The following is a 26,825-nucleotide window of genomic DNA, read 5'->3' as shown; positions in this document are numbered from 1 at the left end:
CAATATGAAGAAATATTGGCAGATATTAAAAAAATACAAAGTAAATCTTATTATTAGCCCCTTTCTGGTATTAATTTTTGTATTGTGCGAGACTATTCAGCCTTTATTCATGGCAAAAATTATAGATCAAGGTGTAATGGTTGGCGACTTGTCGGTTGTTACAACTACCGGTCTTTACATGATATTAATCTCGATAGCTGGTCTTGTTGTGAGTATTATTAATGTATTTATTTCTTCCCGAACAGCAATCGGTTTCGGTACCGATCTGCGGACTCTCTTATTTAATAAGATACAGCAACTCTCCTTTTTCGATATAGACCGCTTTAGTTCAGCATCATTAATCACCCGCTTGACGAACGATATATCGAAAATTCAGCAGGTAATACAAATGGCTATGCGTATACTTTTACGTTCGCCATTGATGATGGTATTGGCCGTTTTCTTTGTTGTTAGAATCAATTCCGATTTAGCAATGATTTTGGTTGCAGCCATCCCGATATTGTCTTTGGCTGTATATATAATACTTAAAAAAGCGTTTCCGTTTTTTATTAAAGTGCAGCAAAAAGTCGATCGTTTGAACGGTGTTGTGAGGGAAAATCTCATAAATATACGGGTTGTGAAATCATTTGTAAGAGAAGATTTCGAAGCTAATAAATTTGTAAATAGTAGCGAAGACTTACGCGATATGGTAATCAGAGCATCTAACATAGTAGTTACAATATTTCCTGCTATGCAGCTGATAATGAATATATCTGTAACGGCTATTCTATGGTTCGGGGGGCAAAAAGTTATTTCAGGCGAATTGGAAGTAGGGCAACTTATTGCTTTTGTCAATTATTTGTCGCAAATACTGATTTCGTTGATGTTGCTTTCTATGATCATGATGTCTTTTTCGAGGGCATCGGCATCATCTGAACGTATTATTGAGGTTTTAGATACCGAGCCATCACTGAAAGATACGGCAGAAGGGTTATTAGATAAACATAAGATAAATGAAGGAAGTGTTGTTTTTCGCAATGTCTTTTTCAGATACGATGGTGGTGAAAATGATGTTCTGAAAGACATAAGTTTTCACGCCAAACAAGGTGAGACTATAGCCGTAGTTGGTGCGACGGGTTCGGCTAAAAGTTCGATGCTTCAACTGATACCCCGATTGTATGATGTTGCTTCGGGCGAAGTGTTAATAGATGGAATAAATGTCAAAGATTATAGTCTGGATGAATTGCATTCCCAAATCGGGATGGTGCTTCAAAACAATGAATTGTTTACAGGAACTATTATCGATAATCTGAGATGGGGAAAACCTGATGCCACGAACGAAGAAATTGAAGAAGCTGCGAAAGCTGCTCAGGCGCACGATTTTATAATGTCTTTTACCGACGGATATGAAACATTACTTGGTCGTGGTGGCATTAATGTATCGGGAGGGCAGAAACAGCGTATTTGTATTGCGCGTGCTTTACTCCGAAAGCCCAAAATATTGATTCTTGATGATAGTACCAGTGCCGTAGATTCGGATACAGAGCAAAAAATACGAGCCAATCTGGATGCACTGCTTCACGATACTACTGTTTTTATTATCACACAGCGGATTAATACGATGCAGTCGGCGGATAAAGTAATAGTTCTCGAAGACGGCGAAATAGATGCAATAGGTACTCCATCCGAATTGATAGAGAAATCGAAAGTGTATCAGGAAATATATTATTCACAACAAATCGCTTTTTGATATATGGGACATTCCAGCCATCTTAAGCAACACGAAAAACCGATACATGCACGAAAAACTCTTTTCCGCCTGATGTCGTATCTGTCTTGCGACAAAAGCCTGTTATTTGTTATTGGTTTTTTGATAATAGTAAGCATTATTTCGAATCTTTTAGGTTCCTATATGCTCCGTCCTATTATCAACGATTATATAATTCCGCGCGATTTTGAAGGACTCACTAAGATTCTTCTTGTACTCGTTGTCGTCTACTTAGTTGGTGTTGTAGCTGTCTATATTCAATACCGCCTGCTAAACAAAATAGGGCAACGGACAGTGACGCGTATGAGAGTTGACCTGTTCAACAAAATGGAAAAACTTCCCATAAAATATTTCGATAGAAATCAACATGGCGATTTAATGAGCCGATATACAAATGACATTGATCGGATAAGTGATGCGTTGACCGACAGCTTATCAGATATGTTATCAAGTGCATTAACCCTTATTGGTATCCTATGCCTGATGCTTTATATCAGTCCTATCCTCACTTTAGTTGCTATGATTACAGTTCCACTGATGTTCCTGAGTGCCAAACTGATTGTGAAACGGAGTAGTAAATATTTCAAAGCACAGCAGGAAACATTGGGCGATGTGAATGGTTACATAGAGGAAATGATTAGCGGACAGAAGGTTGTAAAAGTATTCGGACACGAAAAGAAAATAGAAGCTGATTTTGATAAACTGAACCAAGCCTTAAATGAAAAGTCTGAGAAAGCCCAGTTTTATTCGGGAATGATGATGCCCGTAATGCAGAATCTCAATACCCTCAATTTTGTAATAATTACAATTGCCGGAGCACTGCTTGCTATATTCAGGGGATTCGATGTGGGTGGTCTGGCAGCATTCTTACAATACTCACGTCAATTTGGACGTCCTATAAATGAACTAGCTAGTCTTTATAATAGTATACAAGCTGCCATTGCAGGAGCTGAGCGTATTTTTCAGGTTATAGATGAATCGCCGGAGAGTATAGACGATACAGATGCAATTGCCCTTCACGATATTAAGGGTGAGGTGGTTATGAAAGATGTTTATTTCGGATACAAAACTGATAAGCTAATTCTGAAAGGAGTTTCGATACACGCTTCTCCGGGCAGCAAAATAGCATTAGTCGGTGCTACGGGTGCAGGCAAAACAACAATACTGAATATGCTTCCACGATTCTTTGATATAAAATCAGGGGAAATTACAATCGATGGTCATCCTATTCAAAAAATAAAGCGAGAAAGCCTTCGTCGGTCTATGGCGATTGTTTTGCAAGATACACATCTTTTCACAGGGACAGTTTGCGAGAATATTCGTTTTGGCAGACTTGATGCAACTGACGAAGAAGTTGTAGAGGCAGCAAAACTGACAGCAGCGCATTCTTTTATCAAAAGATTACCTAAAGGTTATGATACTTTACTTGAAAATGATGGAGCTAACTTGAGTCAGGGGCAACGTCAGTTGCTCAATATTGCCAGAGCAGCAGTCGCCAATCCATCTATTTTATTGCTCGACGAGGCTACCAGTAATATTGATACCCGCAGTGAAATATTGATTCAGAAAGGTCTTGATCAATTAATGAAAGGCCGAACCAGCTTCGTTATAGCACATAGGCTATCTACGGTGAAAAATGCAGATAAAATATTGGTTCTCGATCACGGACAAATTGTTGAACAGGGTAGTCATGAAGAACTCCTAAAAATGAGGGGGAAATATTACTCACTGTATCAGGAGCAATTTAAATGAAGAAATAGATTTATCTCTCAAAATTTATTTCGGTCTGTTCTTTGTTTTTCGTATTTTTGAAATTGATAAAAGTTTTCAAGAATACCGAAAAACACCAATTATGAAAATCTTATTCCTTTCAATTGCTGTTCTATGCTCTAACCTTGCATTATCTCAATCGAAAACCATTTATAAAAAAGGTTGGATCGATTTTAATAAAAACGGGAAGATGGATATTTACGAGGATCCAACAGCCCATATAGATGCTCGTATAGACGATCTGTTGAAGCAAATGAGCACCGATGAGAAGACCGCTCAAATGGCTACTCTTTACGGTTCGGGGCGTGTACTGAAAGATTCTTTGCCAACCCCCAAGTGGAAGAATGAGATTTGGAAAGACGGTATTGGTAATATAGATGAGCAGCATAACGGATTGGGAAGTTTCAAAGCTCGGTTTGCTTTTCCTTTCTCTGTCCATGTAGATGCTAAGCACAAGGTTCAGAAATGGTTTGTAGAAGAGACCCGTCTGGGTGTACCTGTTGATTTTACGAATGAGGGTATTCGCGGATTGTGTCACTATCAGGCAACACTCTTTCCTGCGCAAAGTGGACAAGGAGCAACATGGAATAAAGAACTTATCAGCCAGATAGCCGAAGTAACAGCTGTCGAAGCAAAAGCATTGGGTTACACAAATATATACTCACCTATATTGGATATTGCACAAGATCCTCGTTGGGGTAGAGTTGTAGAATGCTATGGAGAAGATCCTTATCTGGTTAGTCAGTTGGGCAAAAGGATGATACGCGGTCTTCAAAAGCAAGGACTTGTATCTACGCCCAAACATTTTGCAGTATATAGTATTCCTGTTGGTGGAAGAGATGAGGAAACCCGCACAGACCCCCATGTGGCGCCAAGGGAAATGAGAACACTCTTTCTGGAACCTTTCCGTGTTGCCTTTCAAGAAGCGGGTGCATTGGGTGTGATGAGCTCTTATAACGATTATGATGGTATACCAATTACAGGCAATCGTCATTTCCTGACTGAAATACTTCGTCAGGAATGGGGATTCAAAGGGTATGTCGTTTCAGATAGCGAGGCGGTAGAATATTTGTATAGCAAGCATAAGGTTTCTAAAGATGCTGTCGATGCGGCGGCAGAAACAGTCAATGCAGGATTAAATATAAGAACGAACTTCACACCTCCCGAAGATTTCATCCTTCCTTTACGCGAAGCTATAAAGCAAGGTAAGGTATCTATGAGCACAATCGACTCAAGAGTAAAAGATATACTCAGAGTGAAATTTATGCTCGGCTTATTCGATAATCCATACGTAGGCAATGGAAAAGAAGCTGACAAGATTGTGGCTAATCCCGAACATAAGAAAATATCGCTTGATGCTGCCCGACAGTCAGTCGTGTTGTTGAAGAATCAAGATAATATTTTGCCGCTTGACAAAAATATCAAGAGAATTGCTTTAATCGGTCCTAATTCCGATGAACACAAAGATTTCGTATGCCGTTATGGTCCTGCAAACCCTCCTATTGTTACAGTGAAGGAAGGATTACAAACGCTATTGCCTAATACAGAGATAATATATGAGAAGGGTTGTGATATCTTAGACAAGAATTTCCCTGAAAGTGAAGTAATTCCTTTCCCTTTATCTGCCGATGAGCAGGAAATGATAAACAAAGCAGTGAAAGCAGCACAGGAATCTGAGGTTGCTATTGTTGTATTAGGCGGATCGGAAAAAACAGTAAGAGAATACTATTCCCGTTCTAATCTCGATTTACCGGGACGCCAATTCGATTTGTTGAAAGCTGTATATGAAACCGGTAAGCCAGTTATTCTCGTTCTGATAGACGGGCGAGCTGTATCAATCAACTGGGCAGATAAATTTATCCCGGGTATTATACAGGCATCCTTTCCCGGTGAGTTTACAGGAACTGCAATCGGTGAAGTATTATTTGGAGACTATAATCCGGGAGGAAAATTAGCTGTTACTTATCCCAAATCGGTAGGACAGATTCCTTTTGCTTTTCCTTTCAAGCCGGGATCTGCTACAGATGGTCCTGTTCGCGTATCAGGTGCGTTATATCCTTTTGGATATGGACTTTCCTATACAACATTTGAATATTCAGATTTGAGAATAGCACCGACTAATATGGGTCTTCTGTCAAATGTAGAAGTTTCATTTAAAGTAACTAACACTGGTAAACTAGCTGGTGACGAAGTGGTTCAACTATATTTGAATGACGAAGTAAGCAGTGTTACTACATATACTCAGGTATTGAGAGGTTTCGATCGCATTCACCTTAAACCGGGAGAAACAAAAGAAGTTAGCTATACATTAACTCCGCAAGATTTGGGCTTATGGAATAAGCACAACGAGTTTGTTGTAGAGCCTGGTTTTTTTGAAATTAGAATTGGTGCTTCATCTAAAGATATTCGATTAAAAGATCGTTTTGAAATTGTCAATAAATAATCGAATTATTAACTCTGAAATAGTAAAAAGTGCCTTTCGAATAAAGGTACTTTCTATTTACTAATGAGATGCCTGTATCTCAGTCTCAATAAGGGGTGATAGGCTCTCCGGTAAATGAAAAATCTTATATTTCAGTGAACAATAAACTATGTGTTAATTAATCTTAATCGCAAGGAAGTTATACATCTCTTGCATACTTTTGAATACAAATTTAATAAAGATGAAAACGAAAGATTTTGATACTCGTGATTTCTTACAAACAGGGGTAGAAGACCTTCTCCCCAGTGTTTCGGTTGATTGTGTTATCTTTGGTTTCCATGAAGGAACATTAAAAATTTTACTGAACAAATTCAAGTTCCACGGTACATGGATGCTTCCCGGAGGATTTGTATACAAGAAGGAAGATGTCGATGATGCAGCATACCGCATATTGAAAAGCAGAACCGGACTAGATAAAGTTTATTTGGAACAGTTCCACCTATTTGGAAATCACAACCGAACCAATATTCAAGAAAACGAAAAGATACTCAATCAAATTGACATGGGATCCGAAAAGCCTGAACACCATTGGTTCCTCAACCGATTTGTGAGTGTCGGATATTATGCTTTTGTCGAATACTCTAAAGTTGAAGTCTATACTGCTGATGGCGAAGATTTAAGATGGCATCATATTGACGAAATTCCGCAACTATATTCAGACCATAATAAAATTATAGAAAAAGCAATATTGACTATACGTTCCCAAATTGGAAATATACCGATTGGCTACGAGCTACTTCCTGAAAAATTTGCAATGACAGAACTTCGTATTATTTATGAAACCATATTTAATAAAAAGCTCGATAGACGAAATTTTCAACGTAAGATGCTTTCCACTGGTCTAATAAATAAGCTGGATGAAACAAGCAAAAAATGGGGTATAAAGTCCGCTACACTTTTCTCTTTCAATAAAGAAAAATACGAGCACGCAAAAGATAGTGAAAATGCTCTTTTCGATTAATAACGTTGCTTTTTACGGATAATTACTGACATAATCATCTTTTCATTTATGTATATACCATATCTATGGTATGAAAATACCGTATAAGAGGGATTTCATAGCATATGCTATACTTGTTACTTTGTAAATATTTTTTCATAGTAATTAAGTTTAATTATAGTATTATGCACCACCGACTAAAATTTAGAAAAGTTTATTTATTACTGCTGGTTAATATTTTCGCCGTATTAGCCCATTCGCAGACAGGCGAAGTGTTCACAATAAAAGGAAAAGTAACAGATGTTGCAGGTATAGAATTATCGGGTGTTACAGTATATCCAAAAGGTACGCCCAATGTAGGTACAATGACAGATGCTGATGGTAACTACTCAATATCAGCAAAAAAGAATGATTATTTAGTATTCTCCTTTATCGGATTCAAAACCGATGAAGTACAAGTTTTATCAAATAAAGCAATTAATGTAACTTTAGAAGAAGCTACTACCGAATTGAATGAGATTGTGGTAACTTCCTTAAATATACCAAGAGAACGGAAAGCATTGGGCTATTCAGTACAAGCTGTTCCGGGACAGGTATTAGAAACCCGTCCGGCAAATGCATTAAGTGCGTTGTCTGGTAGAATATCGGGTCTACAGGTTATCTCCAGTGGTGGTAATATGGGTGGATCATCCCGTCTTACACTCCGTGGTATTACATCTATTACAGGAAATAATCAACCCCTATATGTTATCGATGGTATTCCATTAGACAATACCGATATGAACACAGCACTTACCATTGGTGGTAGTGCAGGTAAGGATGTGGGTAATACTATTCAGGATATCAACCCTGATGATATTGCAGATATTAGTGTTCTTAAAGGTCCTTCGGCCGCCGCGTTATATGGTAGCCGTGCCGCAAATGGGGTAATACTTATTACAACTAAAAAGGGTGATGGTGTAAACGATCGCATAGATATACAGGTAAATACAGGTATAGAATTAGAAAATGTAGTGCGCTTACCCAAACGTCAAAAATTATATGGCGGTGGCTATAATTCAACATTCGAGACCGCTAACATAAATGGTAAAGATTATAAAATAGTTGATTATGCAGCAGATGAAAGCTGGGGACCGAGATTAGATGGAACTCCTGTGCTTCATTGGTATAATCTTGATCCTGAATTTGCCGGTGACTTCTTAAATCCTCAACCATGGGTATATCCCGAGAACGATGTAACAAGTTTCTTCAGAACAGGTATATCGAATACAAATAATATATCGTTGTCTAAGACTTCGGCAAAAGGTACGTTCCGTGTTTCTGTTACAAATAGAAATGTGACGGGTACAGTTCCCAATTCATCGTTAAGCCGTAACTCTGTGAACCTGTCAGGAAGTACTAAAGGTACAGTAGTATCATTCTTTGGTAACGTAAACTATATTAATAATAAGACCACAGGACGTCCCTGGACAGGTGCTTCGAACCGTAATATAATTCTCGAAGCATATCAATGGGGACAAGTGCAGGTAGATTATGAAAAACTGAGAGACTATAAAAGAGCCGATGGTACTCCTCGTCCATGGAACAGAACAAGCTGGGAAAATACACCTGCAGGAGAGAAAACAAAATATATTGATAATCCTTATTGGTCGGCTTACGAAAGTTATTTGAAAGAAAACAGAGATCGTGTTTATGGAAATGTGGGTCTTACGATAACTCCGGTTTCATGGTTGAATCTTTTGGGGCGTGTTAATGGTGACATTTACCAATACAATTCTCAAGACCGTATTGCTTATTATTCCCGCTCGCAATCGATGTATCAGGAATATTCTCAGAACTTCAGCGAGTTCAACTATGAATTCCTTGCAACGGCTAACAACCGTTGGGGCGAACACTCCTTAGTTACCAATGTCGGAGCAAACTATATGAGACGTAATAGAAGGATAAGTGATATTCAAACATCTGGCGGCTTGATCGTTCCACAGTTTTATAGTTTGAAAAATGCTACATCTGTTGTTATAAATCCGACAACAGGATTGTATAAGAAAGCAATATCGTCTATTTACGGAAGCTTCTCTTATGGCTGGAAAAGTATGATTTATGTTGATGGTACGTTACGTAACGACTGGTCGTCTACTTTGCCAACTGATAATAATTCATTCCTTTATCCATCACTTACGTCTTCTATTGTATTGAGCGAGCTTGCTGCATTGAAAAATCAAAGCTGGTTGTCATTCGCTAAAGTTCGTTTAGGTTGGGCACAAGTAGGTAATGATACCGATCCTTATCAATTGTATAAAACCTACAAAGCAATGACTGCCGTTAATGGAAATGCGGCTTACGTCTTACCTGATCAGCTAAACAATCTGAACCTGAAACCGGAGATAACATCTTCGTGGGAAACTGGTTTCGAATTACAACTCTTTAATAATCTGATTGGACTCGATTTTACTTATTATGATAATATGAGCCGTAACCAGATTATCTCGTTGCCTACATCGGATGCTTTCGGTTATAGTAGTAAGCTGATAAATGCGGGTAAGATAAATAATAAAGGTATCGAGGTTACACTTACTGCCAATATTATCAGACAAAAAGATTTGGACTGGACATCAGTAGTCAATTTTTCAAAGAATACGAATAAAATTATAAAACTATCTGATGCTGTTAATACATTGCAGCTAGACAATACACTTGTTTCTTTAGTGGCTAAAGAAGGTGATAGTTACGGACAAATAATGGGTTATGATTTTGTATATGCACCGGACGGGCAAAAAGTCGTAAATAGTGATGGAGTATATATGCGTACAGAACAATTAGTACCCCTAGGTAGTGTTATGCCCGATTTCTTATGGAGTATCCATAATCAATTCCGCTATAAAGATTTTACATTTGGTTTCCTTGTCGATTCACGCATCGGTGGCAACTTCTTTTCACAAACGTATAAAGTGGGGATGTACTCGGGTATATTAGAATCTACAGCTGCTAATAATATTCGCGAAACAGGTATTGTTGTAGATGGAGTAAGAGGGGATGTCGCATTCAATCCTAATGGAACATATACAGTTACTAATACTTCGCCTAATGATAAGAATGTTAGTGCACAAGATTGGGCTCGTAATCAATATAATGGGCCTACGGCGCATACTGTTTTTGATGCAACATTCATCAAGCTAAGAGAATTGACACTAGGCTATACTTTCAATCTTCCTAAATATAAAATACAAAGTGTTTCGGTGACCGCTTATGCCCGTAACCTGTGGAATATTTATACCAAGAGTAAAGATATAGATCCCGAACTGACCAACAGTAGTGGTAATATACAAGGCGTAGAGGGTGGTAATATCCCCGTTCCTATTACCTATGGTCTCAATTTAGGTCTTAAATTTTAAAACAAGTAAAAGCATTTGATATGAAACTAAATAATAAATATATAATTGGGGCCGCTATTATTTCTCTACTGATATCTACTTCGTGTGTAGATGATATGAACGTAGACCCCAACCGCCCGTCTTCGGTGCCGACAACAACTTTGATTACATCGTCAGAGAAATTATTAATCGATAATATCCGCAACGAAAATATTTCGTTAAGAGGTTCGATGCTTTTTGTTCAATATTTTGCTCAAAATTCATATACCTCTCAGTCTCGGTACGATATACCGTTCAGCTATTCTGATGATTACTGGCAAGACACATATTCGGTTCTGAATAATCTTCAGGATGTTATAAAACTGAACACAAATCCCGACACGAGAGATGTAGCTGCAGCTAATGGAGTGGGGCGTAATACTACTCAGATTGCTATTAGCCGTATCTTGAAAACGTATGCATTCTATTCGTTAACAGATGTCTTCGGTAATATCCCCTATCAGTCGTACGGAAGCAATGATCCTGATTTTCAAGCATTGCAACAAGATCCCGATAATATTACTCCCAAGTATGCTTCGCAAGAAAAAATATATACAGATATGCTGAACGAACTGAAAGCTGCGGGCGATACTCTTTTAAGATACAACACTGAAAAAACTTTTGGTGCGGCGGATATTATTTACAAAGGAAGCAATGATAAATGGGCGAAATTTGCAAATTCACTTCGCTTACGCTTAGCAACGCGCCTGAAAGCTAAGAATCCTGCATTATATAAAGAGCATTTCGACGATGCTATAAACAAAGGAGTTTTCACCGGTAATTCGGACAATGCAGTATTTGCTTACTCCACAGCATCGCCTAACGAGGCTCCACTGTATAGAGCAACTATACCTGTCAATAGAACAGATTTTGCGGTGTCTGACGTATTTATGAGATTATTGAAAGGTGAGAATTCTGCATTGCCCATTGTCGATCCTCGTTTACCAATATATGCATCAGCATCGTCTGCAACAAAAGAGTATACAGGACTTCCTTATGGATTGACCGAAGCGGAAGCGGGTAAATTTGCGGCTACTAATGTTAGCTTGCCCGGTGCGGTAATTAATGCGGCAAACTACGCAGAAGTATTGTTGGAATATTCAGAAGTTCAATTCTTGATTTCCGAATATAAAGGCTGGTCAAAGCCCGAATATGAAGCAGGTGTTCAGGCATCACTCGATAAATGGGGTGTCTCGGCAGCTGATGCGGCTACTTATATAGCTGCACTTCCTGTCGCAAACCAAGAGAATGTGTTGAATCAGAAATATATTGCATTATACACACAAGGGTTAGAGGCATGGAGCGATTATCGCCGTACAGGCTATCCTAACTTCCTTTTGAACAAAGGTGATGTGAATTTTCAAGGAAAAATAGGAGATGTAGAGGTAACTTACATTTTTAGTCCGCTATTTGGAGACGGAGGTGTGCCAAGTCGCCTTTATTATCCTATTAAAGAACAGAATGTAAATAAAGCTAACTATCAACAAGCTATTGCTGATCAAGGAAATGACAGGATAGAAACAACATTGTGGGTATTTAGGAAATAAGTAGAATAATATAGTCGGTGCTATATTTTAGTCATAACATTTTATTCTTGCTATACTTAAGCAAAGGATAACTTGTTATGACTTTTGTTCGTAGATTTGTATAAAACTGAAATAAAAAGAAACATGAAAAAGTATTTATTTATTATTGTCGCAGCACTGCTCATTTTTGTGTCATGTGACGGACAAAAAAACAATAAGCTGAAAAATGGTAAATGGCGCGGAGAGTTTTCGGCTTCCGATCAAAAAATCCCTTTTATTCTCGATGTTGCAAGTGCTGAAACAGATTCGGTAAAAGTATATCTGATCAATGGTGCAGAACGTGTCGCTTTAGATAGTATTACATATTCGGGAGATACAGTGACTATTCCTATTAAGGCGTATGATACACAACTTGTCGGCGTTGTATCCGATGGTAAAATAGATGGCTTCTTTAAAAAATTATATGTAGAGAATGATCCCGGTGTTCCTTTCACTGCAATATGGGGTGATGCTCCACGCTTTGAAGTTGCTTCGGCTCCTTCTCCCGTGTCTTTAGCAGGTAAATGGGATATTAACTTTGTGAACCAAGAAGGCGATACGACTAAGAATGTCGGTGTATTCAGTCAGGAAAAAGATATCCTTACAGGATCTATTTTGACGAACTCGGGAGATTTACGTTATCTTGAAGGTGCGTTAACGAATGACGGATTCCAGTTCTCTGCATTTGCCGGATTGAGTCCTTATCTGATCAAAGCAAAGTTTGAAGGTAATGACGCATTTACCGGTGAGTTTTATACTACAAGAGGAGTGACCAAGTTGATAGGAAAACGTAATTCAGAAGCCACATTAGCCGACCCTTATAGTTTGACTTACCTAAAAAAAGGATACGACCGCATCGATTTCACATTTCCGAATATAGAGGGAGAAAAGGTGTCTTTGTCTGATCCTCGTTATAAAGGGAAAGTAGTTATTGTTTCTATTCTAGGTAGCTGGTGCCCCAACTGTTTAGACGAAATGGAATATCTTGCACCGTGGTATAAAGAGAACAAGGAAAGAGGTGTCGAAATTATAGGGCTGGCTTTCGAGCGCAAAGATGATCCCGAATATGTGGAAACGGTCTTGTCCCGCCTTGTGAAACGATATGATGTTGATTATGAAATCTTATTTGCAGGCAAATTAGGTAATGATTCTGCTGAAAAAGCATTGCCGGCACTTAGTAAGATAGCAAGTTATCCCACAACTATCTTTATTGATAAAAAAGGTGTTGTTCGTAAAATACATACAGGATTTAATGGTCCTGCAACAGGGTTGTTTTACGATGAATTCAAGAAAGATTTCAACAAAATTGTTGACGATTTGCTTGCTGAGTAATCTATCATAATATAGTTAGTCCCGAAATATATCTGCTCTACACAGTATATTTCGGGACTAATTGTATATATAGTATAACTATTATTGTTTCACCTCAACCCATTGTCCGGTGCTTCTGCTTTGCTCATCGGGGTTGTACATTGCCTCGCAAGTGACTGCCGGCAGATAAAATCGTCCGCAGTAAGCTGCTTGCAATTTCACCTTGAATCCCATTGAATAACCCGATCCGATATTGAAATAGGTCAGTACTCTATCATCACGTATATCCTGATAATTGAATGATTGAGAATTCGAGTCAGCAGCTTCATTAAATAGTCTATTATTAAATATCTCCCATCCCGAAGCGAATACCTGACTCAACGCCATATCGGTAAGAGCTTGTCCCGATATGTTTTGAACAATCACATTGGCATAGAATTCTGTTCCTTGACGAAGCGATGTTACATCGATCTCTTTACCATTATCATCCACATATTTTACATACAGATTAACGCCGCCTTGTTGAGGAGGAATGTTGCCACCTAACGGCTGAGTTCTACCAAGCAGACGAACAAACAGTTCTCCTTGTCCTGTGTTCTTGAAGTTAACATTAACCATCTCTTGTGGTTTGATTGTAATTTCTTGGAATACACTACCCGAGTTACCACTTTGTTGTTTCACACCGTTCAGATGCCATTCGTAAGAAATAACACCCTTACCCATTTTTTCGGCCAGTTTAGACATGGCGATCAATCCGTAAGAAGCTGTTTGAGTAGAAATATAATTTGCACTCAAATCTTGCGATACCTTACGAGATAGCTTCAAGGCTTTATCTGTCTTATCCAATAATAGATATGTTTCCATAATCATAGCCATGTCACGACCGGGGCTACCATATGTATTATTATTGAACGAATAATTCTCAATCTCATCACTTACATTCGATATTAATTGGTTAGCAGCATCTTTCTTGCCTGCCACAGCATAGGCGGCAGCCAATCGCCAACGGGCTTGTATAGATAAACCACTCATTTCTTTTAAGCGATTCATTGCTCCCAATTCAGGATCTCCTGCTAAGGCAAGCGTATAGAGACGATATGCTTGTTGCAGATCGGTCATCGAATAATCGTAATACGAATTGTATATATCCTTTCTATCCCAGTTTTGAGCGGTTTTCTTCTGGAATTTCTTCCACTTATCAATCACTGAGTTCGGAACATCACGACCCGCACGTTGAGCTTCTATAAGGAAATGTCCGGCATAACTTGTAACCCATTCGGTAGGATAACGATTGCCCGGCCAGTAAGCAATACCACCATCGCCTAATTGTCGGGATGAAATAATCTTTATAGCCTCTTTTATGTTAGAATCAATCTTTTCTTTTTCCTTATCTGTAAACTGGCGGAAGGTTGCAACATACAATAGAGGGAATGCCTTAGATGTTACTTGTTCGGTACATCCATGAGGATATTCAAGCAGGTAAGACAGATTCTTGTTCAGGTTGATTCCCGGCATACGCGAAACCTCTAATTTTACCCAATCGCTGCTTTGTACCGCATCGAGCGTCAGTTTCAATTGAGCAGTATCACCTGCCGATACAAGAGCTTGTTCACTTAACAAAATGGCAGGGTTCGGATTACGTACCTCTATATCGATAGTCTCGGTTGCGGTTTCTCCACCACCTGTTGCCTTGATGATAACTTTTTCTTGTCCAGTGCGTTTGGCTACTTTCACTTTGAAGTAAACCATCTTATCTCCGACATCGGAGAATGAAACTGTTTTGGTCGTTCCATCAATGAATTGGAATAGCCCTGTTGACTGAACAGTAACAGTTACACTCTTCACTTTTTTATCCATCGCAAATACATTTACGGGAACTAATATTTCTTCATCAGGACCTGCAACACGTGGAAGTGTAGATAATATCATTAAAGGATTTTTCACCTGTACCGTTTTTTCGGCATTACCATAAGCTCCCTTTGCATTCCCTGCTACGATCATTGTACGTACCGAGCCAAAGTAAGATGGCAGGGTAATTTTATGAGTGTCGGTTTTGCCTCCTTTCAGTGTAAATGGTCCCATGTATTTAACCACAGGTTTGAAGCGGTTCATTGTATTATTCGATGGTTTTAGAGCCTCATCGCCACCAATACTCAATAGTGGTCCGAGTTTACCCGCGTTAGCACCAACAACAAGGTCGTACATATCCCAAGTGCGGACACCCAGTGCTTGACGTGCATAGAAATCAGACCATGCATTTGGCGTTTTGAATGCAGTGAGGTCAAGTAAACCGTCATCTACAATAGCCAGCGTATAGGTCATATCCTTTTTATTCTTTTCGGATACTGAAACCGTGAATTCTTTTTCAGGGCGCAATTCGTCAGGCATAGAAATAACCGGAGTTAATTCTGTGTCTTTATTCTCTACACTGATATTTAGCACTCCATACATACGTATAGGCAGATCATTATCTGTTTGAGCATGCGGTTGTAGTAGCGTAGCGAAGATATAGAAGTTCGGATTCATTTCTTCCGTTACCGTAAAGGTGTGTTTGGTATCTTCCGCTGCACTGGTTTCTACCCATTCGCGAGATATAACTTTCGATCCGTTTTCAATACTTATTAAAGCCCTGCCTTTCGAACTCTTCGGTAATATGACAGTCGCTTTTTCACCTACCTGATATGTTTGTTTATCGGTTGTGAACGAAAGCATAGTTAATCCGCTTGGGTCTTGTTTCTCGGAGCGACCTCTCCACGATGGCCAGTCTACGTATAGAATTCTACCCGCAGTATGTCCGCTTTGCTCGTCTTTTACCATCACGAGGTAACGTCCCCATTCAGGATAATTTATTCGGAAGTTGACTTTCGCTTTTCCACCCACTGTTGAAATATTCTGATCCAGTACAACTTCGGTCGATGTGTTATTTACATAAGACGATAGATTGTCGCTATTCTCGTTCCACCACCACGACCAACGTACCTTATAAACCTTCACATTAATGTTGGAACGGTTTACAGGTTTACCATCAGCAGTAAGCGTTATAATATCAAGGGCATTATCTTTATCGGTTTCCAACCATTCATACTCGCTTTCAGCAGGCGTTTTTACTCCTACATATGTCGAAAATGGAGAATATGGCATACTTTGCGCATAGATACTGGCATCACCACCCGATTCGAATACGCGTGATACGATATTCGCTTTCAGCATACCCGGCGCACTGGCTGCTTGCGGTAAATTAGCTCTTACCGTAGCGTTACCCGAGGCATCCAGACGCCCTTCGAATATAGTATATGTATCTGATGTGAAATTAGTAGCCGGATTGTTGAACGAATATTTTGTATATCCTTCAAATGGATTTGCAGCAGGAGTAAGTGTCATTTCTACTTTTGCAGCAAGGTTAGAAGCAGGAGAGCCGTGCAGCCATTGGGACGATAATGATCCTGTGAGTATGCCATGGCTTGCATCTATCATTTTGCCCGCATCGAGTCTTATTTTCAAACGGTTGGGTTTTACTGTTTCGACCTTTATTCTCTTACTGAATGTCGCACCTCCTACTTTTATCAGAGCCTGCCAGTTTCCTGTTATAGCATCGGGGTCGGTGGCCATGCGGAAGGCATAGAATCCGTCCTTGCCCGAAGTAGACATGTAACGCTGATAAAGCTGTCCGCGAGGGGTATAAAATTCAAGAGATACAGGATGGTCTTTTGGTAAGGTCTGACTCTTATCCTCAAGAATAAATGTAATATAAATTGAATCGCCCGGACGCCAAACGCCACGTTCGCCGTAGATGTAGCCTTTCAATCCTTTTTGTATCTCTTTACCACTGACATCGAAGTTGCTAAGCGATAATGATAAGTTAGAACTGACTTTTAGGTATCCTTTTTCTTTACCTTTTGTAGCTATTACGACAAATGGAACACCACCTTTATAGTCAACGGAAGCGAACCCGTCGCCATCAGTCTTAGCTGTTCCGATACGTTGCATCTGATAATTGTAGACGTCTATAGTAACACCCGATAGTGGTTTTGTAGTTAATACATCATTGATAGCAACAAATAATTTCTTGTCAGAACCCAGTTTGGCTGTCATTCCTATATTTGAAGCAAGTACAACACAACTTTCGGTTTTGTTCATATAGTATGTAGGTTTGCAAGGGTCTTCCCTTTCATTCCATACATACTGGTCCCAATCGGTATTTTCGTAATAGTAATAACCCGGTACATCCCACTGAGCTTCATCTTCTTCGCTCATCTTGTTGTCGAATCGTTCTAATGAAGCATCTTGAGGAACTTGAGGAATTATGCCATCACACGGATAAAGAGAATATTCTTTTCTGATACTAAACTCTATTTTATAGACTGCTCCCGGGTCTTGTTTTATCATTTTCGATAAATCGAGAGGAAAGTCGTTCCATTCGCTCAGATTCTTGGTCGGGTCAGCATCAAGGCGGATACGTTCTTTTAGAATAAGTCTGCCAAAGCGCTTCAATTCGTCACTGCCTCCGAAATTATTGGCTTGTAAGTATCCCAATATATTATTTTCAAATATCTTGATTACTTTTACATCGACAGCCCATAGATTTACGGCTTGGAAAGGAATAACGAGATTTTCAGAGTTGGGAAGTATATTTCCCGCATTAATCATTTTCACAGCCGGCTTGTTTTTCTCAAAGTTGAGGCTGTATGTATAGCTCTTATCGAGTGGCTTGTTTTCAAAGCTTTTTAATTCCTTAAATATCTGGAGGTCGATACTCGAACTTCCATTATAATTTTCAAGATAAAGTTTCAGAACATTCTTTTGAATATCGTACGAAAAATTCTCTATGCCATTCGGATTTATTAAGCCTTGAATATTCTGGTTGAGTGATAAAGGGTCACTGAATGTGATGCGGATACACTCTTGTGGTTCGTAGGCTGTACGAACATCGATCACTTGGAAAGTACTGCCTCCGATTTGGGGCAACGATATGGCTAAATCTTCGGTTCGTTTGGCAGAAATAGGTGAGCCGTCTATATGTAAAGTGTATTCCATCACTTTGCTTTCGCGGCGAAGACTATCGATCAATAAATTATATTTACCTTTTATTTCGGTAGGAGTAATTTTTACTTTAGCCTCTTTCGATCCATCGCCCGATAACGAAAACATACTTTTCACCTTGTCTATGTTTGCATCATCGGCCAGCGTGACTGTTCCTTGCACAGCATTCCATTTAAGGTCATTATCTTTAATCGGAGAATAAGGCAGGATATCTACTCTGAAATTTTGTTCAGGCACATGAAAGTAGAAGTAGAATTCTTTAAAGTCGCTCTCTACTTGTAATACCTTATCGAGTTTGAACCAGGCTTCGTATTCTTGTCCCGGTTTCAATTGTCCCGGTTCAGGTACAAATTTTATAGTGCGTGTGCTTGTCCAATATGCCTTTCCGGCTATAGATGGCGAGAACTCGAATAGTTCCTGATCTATTTCCTTGTCAAGTTCTACACTAGGAATATCTTGTGTCAACTCAATTTGGATATCGGAGGTAGAAGACACTTTTCCGTACGAAAAGGCAGCGATATAACGGGCGAATTCAGGATTGATTTCATGGTTGCCACTCCTCTTACATGAACTGCACATTAGGAGCAGTATCATACTGAACAGACTGAAAATGGTTAGCTTTTTGCTCATACTGTGTATTGTTGTTTGTTGTATTAATCTATTAAAACTATTTATTCCTTTTTAGCTTAATGTATAAAAGGTTGTTATGCAGATGTATGGCGAAAAATATAATACATTGCGTTAATAGTAATTTACAAATATAAATAATATTTCAGGGCTTATAATAATGTATGCTGTTTATTATTTGACTAATGTTTATAGAATTGGGTACTTTATGATGTTGGTAAATAGTTTTGAACCATGTGAATAAACTATAATATTGTTGTGATCAACCCTTTGTTCTTGTTGCGAAAAACCGCTATCTTTGAATGTCTTATAGTTTTCATCAAATATTCGATAAAATGAACCGTCGTGTACATTACATACAGCATGTTGCTTTCGAAGGATTAGGTTATTTGGAAACATATGTAATAGAAAAGGGATATAGTTTGTCTGTATCCAGAATGTACGAAGATTATAAATTTCCGAATCCAGACTCTTTCGATCTGTTAATTATAATGGGTGGGCCGATGGGGGCATACGAAGATGATAAATATGCTTGGCTAAAAGAAGAAAAAGCTTTTATTCGTTCAACTATAGATGCTGGAAAAGTTGTTTTAGGCATTTGTTTAGGTTCACAGATTTTGGCAAGCGTGTTAGGTGGAGAAGTTTACCCGAATAAAGAAAAAGAAATAGGCTGGTTGCCGGTAACATTTACAGATCAGTCTTCTCAGAATTTGTTTGATAGCAGAGAGGAATCTCGGACAGTATTTCAATATCATGGTGATACATTCGATCTGCCCGAAAATGCCAAACTATTAGCTACGAGTGAAGCGTGTGCGAATCAGGCTTTTCTCTATAAAGACAAAGTGCTTGGCTTACAATTTCATTTGGAGGTGACAGAGCCAAGTTGTATTGAAATGCTGGATAACGGATCTGATGATTGGGAAGAAGGGAAATATATTCAATCCCAAGATTTCATCCGAACAAATACGCATAATATTCCGTTATGTAACCAAATGATAAAATCGGTATTAGAGAAACTGACAGATAAAATATGACACATACCGCTTCGAAAACAAATACAGGTACCCTGTTATTTATTATCTGTCTGGCTGCATCCTTAGTTCCCTTTATGGGTTCGGCATTGAACTTAGCTTTGCCCTATATTAACGAAGATTTATCGTTGAGTGCTGTTATGTCGGGGTGGGTTCCTACATCGTATATGCTGTCTACGGCGATACTCCAAATACCTTTCGCTCGAATGGCGGATATGGTAGGGCGTAGGAAAGTTTTTCTGGCTGGTGTAACTATACTTACTATATTCTCTGTATTAAGCGGTTTTGCAACAACGGGTGTGAGCCTTATTATATATCGTTTTCTGGCAGGAATCGGAAGTGCTATGATGTTTGGTACAAGTACCGCAATTCTTACTGCTTCTGTCCCTAACGAGAAAAGAGGGCAAGCATTGGGAGTGATTGCTGCAACCGTTTATTTTTCGCTTGCGGCAGGTCCTTTTGTCGGAGGGATATTAACGCAATATTTTAACTGGCATAGTATTTTTTTCGTTTCGGCGGCCCTTAGCTTTATTGTTGCTTTGGGAGGTTATGTTATAATAAAAGATGATTGGAAAGAAGAGACTAAGACAAAATTTGATTTTGTTGGTTCCCTTCTCTTTGTCGCAGGTCTTTCATCTCTCATATACGGATTCTCAAGACTTCCTCACACGCAGGGTTTTATATTGATTGGATTAGGCGTGATCGTATTATTATATTTCTCTCATTATGAGAAGAAACAAGAATATCCGGTATTCAATATCCGGATCTTTTTAGGAAATAGGGTATTCAGATTGTCGTCGTTATCGGCATTAATAAATTATTCGGCTACCTTTGCCATTTCTTTTATGTTAAGCTTGTATTTGCAATACGTTAGGGGACTATCTCCGCGTGATGCAGGACTTATACTTATCACTCAGTCGGTAATACAGGCTGTTGTGTCGCTTAAATCGGGAAGGTTGTCTGATAAAATGTCCGCTACATTCTTAGCATCATTGGGTATGGCTATTATTGCTTTAGGATTGTTTGGCTTATGTTTCATTTCCGAAACAACCAATTTGTATTACATTGGGGCGATACTCTTATTGTTGGGGTTGGGCTTTGGCATATTCTCATCACCCAATACAAATATCATAATGAGTTCGGTAGAGCGAGAATATTATGGTTTTGCGTCGGCAACAATGGGAACAATGCGTCTTGTAGGACAAGCATTCAGTATGGGTATTGCTATTATGGCAATTTCTATATTTATAGGTAATGTGAAAATTACGCCTGCTGTACATACCGAATTGATAGGCAGTATGCGGATAACATTTATAATATGTCTGGCATTATGCCTTTTCGGGGTTTATGCTTCGCTGGTTAGGGAAAAAAGAAAAGAGGTAGAATAAAGTAAGTACAATGATAAATTATTTCAAGAAATTAAAGAAAGATTATAGGACTCGCAATCCAAAACTTAAATCAAGTGCATTTGAGTTGTTGAAATATATTGGTCCCGGACTATTGGTTACCGTTGGCTTTATCGACCCGGGCAACTGGGCTTCGAATTTTGCAGCCGGATCGGAATTTGGTTATGCCTTGTTGTGGGTAGTAACCCTATCTACAGTTATGCTGATTATTCTTCAACACAATGTAGCGCATCTCGGAATTGTTACAGGACTTTGTTTGTCGGAAGCTGCTAATAAATATCTGCCACGTGCCGGATCACGTTTTATTCTGTGGTCTGCAATCGGGGCATCCATATCAACATCTTTAGCCGAAATATTGGGAGGTGCAATTGCCTTGCAGATGCTTTTCGATATACCGATCAAGCTGGGTGCGGTTCTTGTGACAATATTTGTTTTTATAATGATGTTCTCCAACTCGTATAAAAAGATTGAGCGCTATATTATTGCCTTTGTGTCTTTGATCGGATTGTCATTTATATACGAATTGTTTCTGGTCGAAATAGATTGGCCTGTAGCTATAGAATCGTGGGTGAAACCATCTATTCCGGAGGGCAGTATGCTTATTATAATGAGTGTCTTGGGAGCAGTGGTTATGCCACATAACCTATTCTTACACTCCGAAGTTATACAAAGCCGCCAATGGAATCTTGAGGACGATAAGGTAATAGAGAAACAATTGAAATATGAGTTTTTCGATACTTTCCTTTCCATGGTTATTGGTTGGGCTATCAATAGTGCTATGATTTTACTTGCTGCGGCTACGTTTTTCAGAGAAGGTATGATTGTAGACGATCTCGGACAAGCACACTCTCTGCTTCAGCCACTGCTCGGTAACAATGCTGTCGTGGTATTTGCTATAGCGTTGTTGTTTGCAGGTATCTCCTCCTCCATGACATCAGGGATTGCAGCCGGTTCTATTTTTGCAGGGATGTACGATGAGCCATATAATATAAAGGATATACATTCACGAACAGGGGTTGTTATCTCATTGGGAGTTGCGTTGCTGATTATATTTCTGATAAGTAATCCTTTTATGGGTCTGATTATTTCGCAAGCCATTTTAAGTATGCAGTTGCCGATAACAGTCTTTCTTCAAGTGAGGCTGACTTCGTCGGAACAGGTTATGGGAAAATATGCAAATAAGTCTTTTACGAAGTGGATGCTCTATACTATTGCAGGGATAGTAACTATCTTAAATATTCTCCTACTTATAAGCTTTTTCGTAGATTTTAATTTTCAATAACACTCTATCCTTTTTATCTCCTTAATAAGCTGTATCTTTGCAACTATTTTTTAAAAGGATAACAGAAATGGGAAATACGAAACAAACAGGAACAGCTTTTGCAATGCTTACATTGCTCGGTATATCACACATGTTGAACGATACCTTGCAGTCGCTTATCTCTGCTATTTATCCATTGCTGAAAGATTCTTTATTGCTCAATTTCACTCAGATAGGGCTTATTACACTCGTCTTCCAGATGGCATCTTCTGTTTTTCAGCCGGTGATTGGGTGGATTACCGATAAGCGGCCTCAGCCCTATTCGTTACCTGTTGGGATGTCATTTACGATGGGCGGGATACTATTTCTTGCTTTCGCATCCGGCTTTGCTCAAGTCCTGATTGCTGTATTCTTTGTGGGTTTTGGCTCTTCTATTTTCCATCCCGAAGCATCTAGGCTGGCGTATCTGGCATCTGGAGGAAAACACGGATTGGCACAATCAATATTTCAGGTAGGAGGGAACTTCGGTTCTTCATTGGGCCCTCTCCTTGCACTTTGGGTAATTACTCCTTACGGACAACAAAATATAGCATGGTTTTCTATCGTAGCCTTTATCTGTATTGGTGTAATGCTTGTTATCAGCCGATGGTATAAAGCCAATCTTTACAGAATAAAACCCAAGGCGAAGGATGGTGATGTCCTTTCTGTTTCGCCTTATCCGCGTAAAACGATAATTATGGCAATATCTATATTGCTTGTTCTTATCTTTTCGAAATACATCTATATGGCTAGTCTTAGCAACTTCTATATGTTTTATCTGATCGATAAATTTGGAGTCGATGTACATGATGCCCAGTTATATCTTTTTGCTTTCTTGTTTGCTGTGGCTGTAGGTACAGTTGCAGGAGGGCCTATAGGCGATCGTATAGGGCGCAAGTATGTTATCTGGGGATCGATCTTAGGTACTGCACCTTTTGCTCTGGCTATGCCTCATGTCGGCTTGGTGGGAACATGTGTATTGAGTATTATTATCGGTTTGGTACTATCATCTGCTTTCTCAGCTATCTTGGTGTATGCACAAGAGTTGTTGCCGGGCAAAGTCGGCTTAATCGGAGGTCTATTCTTTGGGTTGGCTTTCGGTGTCGCGGGGATTGCGTCAGCGGCACTCGGCAAAGTTGCCGATGAAACAAGTATTCAGCATGTGTATAATATATGTGCTTACCTCCCTCTTATTGGTTTGGTGGCTGCTTTTCTTCCGAACACGAAGAAGCATAAGGCTGCTTAATTACGTTACATTATCATTTGAGGCGGTATATTGATAAGTTTTAACGTGGAGGGCAGGTCAGACTTTATTACTTTTGTTTCTCACAAAAAAAGTATAGTCAATGAAAAAAATATCCGCTCTGTTTCTTCTTTTCACATTAATTATAGGGACTCTTTATGCTCAGGAAATGATAATCCCAAAATCACAAACTACGAAAAAAATGCAGGAATCAGGTATTGTTTTACCCCATGCTCCTGCGCCTGTAGGTAGCTATGTTCCATATAAGAGAGTTGGTAATCTGATTTTTATCAATCAGGTTTCACTGGTAGATGGCAAAATACTAACTCCCGGCGTTATTGGAGAAGGTGTAACCGAGGAGCAAGCGAAGCAGGCTACCCGTCAAGCAATGTTGAATGTTGTTGCTGTACTCAATCAGGCATTGGATGGAGATTTAGACAGAGTGAAACAAGCTGTGCAAATGACAGGCATATTCAATACGAGCAAAGGCTATACACAACATGCTGTTTTGATGAACGAAGGTTCATCCTTACTCATCGACATCTTTGGAGAAAGAGGAGTGCATACACGTGCTACTTTCGGTGCATCTTCATTGCCGATCGATTCGCCGGTGGAGATACAAGCCATATTTGAAGTGGAGTGATTATTCGGTATTCTATATAACAAAAAGAGAGAAGCTCCGAAAAGCTTCTCTCTTAGTTTATTTCATTAGGAAATTGAAGTCATCTTTATTGCTTAATTCCTTAGGCTCTTCTCCATATTTAAATATGCGGGCTGTTCGGTTTCCTATCAGTTCTAATTTGCCATCTTCGTAATGTAGCATTGTAGCTTCACGCAGTCCTACCACATACGTATCTTGATTTTGAGTTATAAATTCATTGATACGAACCTCGCGCGTCTCTCCTCCATGGTTTGATGGATGGTCGTCCAAGTAGTGAGGATTAAGCTGAAAAGGTACAAGGTTAATTGTTTCAAACCCTTTTGGGTCTATAATTGGCATATCGTTTGTCGTGCGTAGGGTGGGACAAGCGACATTCGATCCCGCGCTCCATCCTATATAAGGTATTCCTGCTTTTACCTTTTCGCCGATAAGCTCTATCAATCCATTATCGCGCATGGTACGTACCAATTTCCACGTATTTCCCCCACCGATAACGATTGCTTCCGCATCTTTTATCGCTTGTTTCGGATCATCGAAATGATGTATTCCTGTCACACTATGTCCTATTTCGGCTAATGCATCATTCACTCTTCGCTCATACTCATCATACGAAAAAGTAACAACAGCATAGGGTATAAATACAGCTTTAACAGGTTTATCTCCTAAGAATTGTTTGATGTTATTTTTAGGATAACCCAGATAGGCTTCTCCGGGATTAGTCGAATTGCTTAGTAGTAATAGTCTCATGGTCGTATTCTTTTTATTTATTACAAATATACTGAAAAATATTTCGTTGCTCTACCGATGTCATTTTTATGGATAAAATCACAATGAAAAAAGCCGATACTCTTTCGAGCATCGGCTTTTATATGTTAAAGAAATTAATTTCTTATTTCTTTTGAACTCTTGTGTAACCATAAACAGCTTTGTCACCCAATTCTTCTTCGATACGAAGTAGTTGGTTGTATTTAGCCATACGGTCTGAACGGCTAAGAGAACCTGTTTTGATTTGACCTGAATTAGTTGCAACTGCTATGTCGGCAATTGTAGAATCTTCAGTTTCACCCGAACGGTGAGAAGTTACGCTGGTGTAACCTGCACGGTGAGCCATTTCGATAGCATCCAAAGTCTCAGTAAGAGAACCGATTTGGTTTACTTTGATTAGGATTGAGTTAGCACAACCTGTTTCGATACCTTTTTTCAAGAAATCTACGTTAGTTACGAATAAATCGTCACCCACTAGTTGAACTTTGCTTCCGATTTCGTCAGTAAGCAATTTCCATCCATCCCAGTCAGCTTCGTGCATACCATCTTCGATTGAATCGATAGGGTATTTTTCAGAAAGGCTTTTCAAGAATTTCACTTGGTCAGCAGAAGTGCGTTTAGCACCGTCTTTTCCTTCAAATTTGCTATAGTCATAAACTTTAGCTTTTTTGTCGTAAAATTCAGAAGCAGCACAGTCAAGAGCGATAGTAATATCTTTTCCTGCTTTGTAACCTGCATCTTTGATAGCTTTAAGAATTGAATCTAGAGCATCCTCTGTTCCTTTCAATGTAGGAGCGAAACCACCTTCATCGCCAACAGCAGTACTAAGACCTCTGCTTTTGAATTCTTTAGCAAGAGCATGGAATACTTCAGCACCCATTCTCAAACCTTCTTTGAATGATTTAGCACCTACCGGACGGATCATAAACTCTTGGAATGCGATAGGAGCATCAGAGTGAGAGCCTCCGTTGATGATATTCATCATCGGTACAGGAAGAGTATAAGTGTTTGTTCCGCCGATATAGCGATACAAAGGAATATCAAGATAGTTAGCAGCAGCTTTAGCAACAGCTAGAGAAACACCCAAAATAGCGTTAGCTCCTAGTTTCGATTTAGTTTTAGTTCCGTCAAGAGCGATCATTTGTTGATCAATGCCTCTTTGGTTCAATGCCGATTCTCCAAGTAGAGCAGGTGCGATAACATTGTTTACGTTATCAACAGCTTTGATTACACCTTTACCGCCATATCTTTTTTTGTCGCCATCACGAAGTTCTAATGCTTCGTTTTCACCTGTAGAAGCTCCCGATGGAACAGCAGCACGACCAAATGCACCACATTCAAGGGTAACATCAACTTCGATTGTTGGATTACCTCTTGAGTCCAAAATCTCACGTGCGAAAATTTTCTCGATTCTCATGTTTTATTGATTTTTAAAAATTGAATAATATATTCTAATTGTTGTTGTTAAATTTAGCTGAACAAAAATACATTTTTTTCTTTTAATACAGAAGAGTAAGTAAATGAATT

At 39.1% G+C, this 26,825-nt stretch carries 15 protein-coding genes; 12 read left to right on the top strand and 3 right to left on the bottom strand.

The window, feature by feature from the left end:
• Positions 1 to 4: 4 nt before the first annotated feature.
• The 7 genes from G7Y57_RS04610 (at position 5) to G7Y57_RS04580 (ending at position 13,246) form a co-directional block, all read left to right on the top strand.
• Positions 5 to 1,729 (top strand): ABC transporter ATP-binding protein, encoded by a 1,725-nt coding sequence (locus tag G7Y57_RS04610; RefSeq protein ID WP_165021026.1) that lies wholly within the window; start codon positions 5 to 7, stop codon positions 1,727 to 1,729.
• Between the two features lie 3 nt (positions 1,730 to 1,732).
• Positions 1,733 to 3,499 (top strand): ABC transporter ATP-binding protein, encoded by a 1,767-nt coding sequence (locus G7Y57_RS04605; protein WP_165021025.1) that lies wholly within the window; start codon positions 1,733 to 1,735, stop codon positions 3,497 to 3,499.
• Between the two features lie 100 nt (positions 3,500 to 3,599).
• Complete coding sequence (locus G7Y57_RS04600; RefSeq protein WP_165021024.1) at positions 3,600 to 5,960, top strand: glycoside hydrolase family 3 N-terminal domain-containing protein; 2,361 nt, start codon at positions 3,600 to 3,602, stop codon at positions 5,958 to 5,960.
• Positions 5,961 to 6,180: 220 nt separating this feature from the next.
• Positions 6,181 to 6,960 (top strand): NUDIX hydrolase, encoded by a 780-nt coding sequence (locus G7Y57_RS04595; protein WP_165021023.1) that lies wholly within the window; start codon positions 6,181 to 6,183, stop codon positions 6,958 to 6,960.
• 164 nt (positions 6,961 to 7,124) lie between these two features.
• Positions 7,125 to 10,331: a SusC/RagA family TonB-linked outer membrane protein gene (locus G7Y57_RS04590; protein ID WP_165021022.1), complete on the top strand. Its 3,207-nt coding sequence runs from the start codon at positions 7,125 to 7,127 to the stop codon at positions 10,329 to 10,331.
• 20 nt (positions 10,332 to 10,351) lie between these two features.
• Complete coding sequence (locus G7Y57_RS04585; protein WP_165021021.1) at positions 10,352 to 11,896, top strand: SusD/RagB family nutrient-binding outer membrane lipoprotein; 1,545 nt, start codon at positions 10,352 to 10,354, stop codon at positions 11,894 to 11,896.
• A 123-nt stretch (positions 11,897 to 12,019) separates the two neighbouring features.
• Positions 12,020 to 13,246, top strand: a complete 1,227-nt coding sequence (locus tag G7Y57_RS04580; protein ID WP_165021020.1) for a TlpA disulfide reductase family protein — start codon at positions 12,020 to 12,022, stop codon at positions 13,244 to 13,246.
• Positions 13,247 to 13,327: 81 nt separating this feature from the next.
• Here G7Y57_RS04580 and G7Y57_RS04575 read toward each other — a convergent pair whose 3' ends face one another.
• On the bottom strand, positions 13,328 to 18,895 hold the full coding sequence (locus G7Y57_RS04575; RefSeq protein WP_165021019.1) for an alpha-2-macroglobulin family protein: 5,568 nt from the start codon (positions 18,893 to 18,895) through the stop codon (positions 13,328 to 13,330).
• A 299-nt stretch (positions 18,896 to 19,194) separates the two neighbouring features.
• Between G7Y57_RS04575 and G7Y57_RS04570 the strand changes: the two genes are divergently transcribed.
• The 5 genes from G7Y57_RS04570 to G7Y57_RS04550 all read left to right on the top strand — a co-directional run bounded on the left by G7Y57_RS04570 (position 19,195) and on the right by G7Y57_RS04550 (position 24,515).
• Entirely contained in the window at positions 19,195 to 19,926 is a 732-nt protein-coding gene (locus G7Y57_RS04570; RefSeq protein WP_255491338.1) for a type 1 glutamine amidotransferase, read from the top strand.
• Complete coding sequence (locus G7Y57_RS04565) at positions 19,923 to 21,311, top strand: MFS transporter (RefSeq protein ID WP_165021018.1); 1,389 nt, start codon at positions 19,923 to 19,925, stop codon at positions 21,309 to 21,311. Before G7Y57_RS04570 ends, G7Y57_RS04565 begins: the two co-directional genes overlap by 4 nt.
• Before the next feature lie 10 nt (positions 21,312 to 21,321).
• A complete protein-coding gene (locus G7Y57_RS04560; RefSeq protein ID WP_185153918.1) occupies positions 21,322 to 22,611 on the top strand; it encodes an Nramp family divalent metal transporter in 1,290 nt (429 codons plus the stop codon).
• 67 nt (positions 22,612 to 22,678) lie between these two features.
• On the top strand, positions 22,679 to 23,875 hold the full coding sequence (locus G7Y57_RS04555; protein ID WP_165021017.1) for an MFS transporter: 1,197 nt from the start codon (positions 22,679 to 22,681) through the stop codon (positions 23,873 to 23,875).
• 100 nt (positions 23,876 to 23,975) lie between these two features.
• Positions 23,976 to 24,515: a RidA family protein gene (locus G7Y57_RS04550; RefSeq protein WP_165021016.1), complete on the top strand. Its 540-nt coding sequence runs from the start codon at positions 23,976 to 23,978 to the stop codon at positions 24,513 to 24,515.
• Positions 24,516 to 24,572: 57 nt separating this feature from the next.
• On the opposite strand, the gene pepE is transcribed toward G7Y57_RS04550, so the two are convergent.
• Together pepE and eno are read right to left on the bottom strand one after the other, a co-directional pair.
• Positions 24,573 to 25,280, bottom strand: a complete 708-nt coding sequence (gene pepE / locus G7Y57_RS04545) for a dipeptidase PepE (RefSeq protein WP_165021015.1) — start codon at positions 25,278 to 25,280, stop codon at positions 24,573 to 24,575.
• A 142-nt stretch (positions 25,281 to 25,422) separates the two neighbouring features.
• A complete protein-coding gene (gene eno / locus G7Y57_RS04540; protein ID WP_165021014.1) occupies positions 25,423 to 26,715 on the bottom strand; it encodes a phosphopyruvate hydratase in 1,293 nt (430 codons plus the stop codon).
• Between the last annotated feature and the right edge of the window lie 110 nt (positions 26,716 to 26,825).

This window comes from Dysgonomonas sp. ZJ279 (genome assembly GCF_011039205.1).
GTDB lineage: Bacteria > Bacteroidota > Bacteroidia > Bacteroidales > Dysgonomonadaceae > Dysgonomonas.
Note: the sequence above shows the minus strand (reverse complement) of the source record. Positions and strands in the feature narration are given on the sequence as shown.

Excerpts from the sequence above, each read along its gene's own strand:
- G7Y57_RS04560 (WP_185153918.1), top strand. The coding sequence starts at position 21,322 with ATGATAAATTATTTCAAGAAATTAAAGAAAGATTATAGGACTCGCAAT.
- eno (WP_165021014.1), bottom strand. The coding sequence starts at position 26,715 with ATGAGAATCGAGAAAATTTTCGCACGTGAGATTTTGGACTCAAGAGGT.
- G7Y57_RS04575 (WP_165021019.1), bottom strand. The coding sequence starts at position 18,895 with ATGAGCAAAAAGCTAACCATTTTCAGTCTGTTCAGTATGATACTGCTC.
- G7Y57_RS04555 (WP_165021017.1), top strand. The coding sequence starts at position 22,679 with ATGGGAAATACGAAACAAACAGGAACAGCTTTTGCAATGCTTACATTG.
- G7Y57_RS04580 (WP_165021020.1), top strand. The coding sequence starts at position 12,020 with ATGAAAAAGTATTTATTTATTATTGTCGCAGCACTGCTCATTTTTGTG.
- G7Y57_RS04590 (WP_165021022.1), top strand. The coding sequence starts at position 7,125 with ATGCACCACCGACTAAAATTTAGAAAAGTTTATTTATTACTGCTGGTT.
- G7Y57_RS04595 (WP_165021023.1), top strand. The coding sequence starts at position 6,181 with ATGAAAACGAAAGATTTTGATACTCGTGATTTCTTACAAACAGGGGTA.
- G7Y57_RS04610 (WP_165021026.1), top strand. The coding sequence starts at position 5 with ATGAAGAAATATTGGCAGATATTAAAAAAATACAAAGTAAATCTTATT.
- G7Y57_RS04585 (WP_165021021.1), top strand. The coding sequence starts at position 10,352 with ATGAAACTAAATAATAAATATATAATTGGGGCCGCTATTATTTCTCTA.
- G7Y57_RS04600 (WP_165021024.1), top strand. The coding sequence starts at position 3,600 with ATGAAAATCTTATTCCTTTCAATTGCTGTTCTATGCTCTAACCTTGCA.
- pepE (WP_165021015.1), bottom strand. The coding sequence starts at position 25,280 with ATGAGACTATTACTACTAAGCAATTCGACTAATCCCGGAGAAGCCTAT.
- G7Y57_RS04565 (WP_165021018.1), top strand. The coding sequence starts at position 19,923 with ATGACACATACCGCTTCGAAAACAAATACAGGTACCCTGTTATTTATT.
- G7Y57_RS04550 (WP_165021016.1), top strand. The coding sequence starts at position 23,976 with ATGAAAAAAATATCCGCTCTGTTTCTTCTTTTCACATTAATTATAGGG.
- G7Y57_RS04570 (WP_255491338.1), top strand. The coding sequence starts at position 19,195 with ATGTCTTATAGTTTTCATCAAATATTCGATAAAATGAACCGTCGTGTA.
- G7Y57_RS04605 (WP_165021025.1), top strand. The coding sequence starts at position 1,733 with ATGGGACATTCCAGCCATCTTAAGCAACACGAAAAACCGATACATGCA.